At 37.0% G+C, this 552-nt stretch carries 1 pseudogene; it reads right to left on the bottom strand.

Annotated elements, in window-relative coordinates:
- Positions 1–226 (bottom strand): annotated as a pseudogene (locus ACFIK8_RS12980) (biopolymer transporter ExbB); the annotation flags it as partial.
- Positions 227–552: the final 326 nt, after the last annotated feature.

The raw sequence follows: 552 nt of genomic DNA, 5'->3' as shown, positions 1-552 counted from the left end.
GAGCCTTAAGAACCAATCGCAGTTCACGACGCGCTCTTCGTTTTGCCAGCGTAATCTCAACAATTTTAACAAAAGCAATTGTCCAAGACGCAAGAGAAGCCAGCAACAAAATAACGATAACGGCCTTCACAACCCAATCAGCTGCTATAAATATAGAAAAAGGGGAAAGATCATGTGCTGCCAATACAGCAGAAGTTTTGCCTAAGGATACTGTCTCAGATTCCATTTTTCTCTCACATTACGGTGGTCTTCTCTTTTTGATATTACAGTTGCATCAGCATCTGGCGTAGCATCATTTTCCCCACTCTATGACTTCCCTCTTCCTTTTACTGTCTACTGTCTTACTATCTATTAAATTTAAAAAATAAAACTTGATAAATCAAGTATAGTTTTATTTCAGGAAACGCCTCTTTCAAGAGCGAACCCTCAAGAAATTTCTCCCTCTCCACAATCAAAAATAATTTTATTTTAAAACATAAAATAAGTTTTTTGCATGGATTTAACTGGCAAGATGCGTTTCACGGACAAGATTAATCTTACAGACAAGATTGA

The organism is Bartonella sp. MR168JLCBS (genome assembly GCF_042194175.1).
Note: the sequence above shows the minus strand (reverse complement) of the source record. Positions and strands in the feature narration are given on the sequence as shown.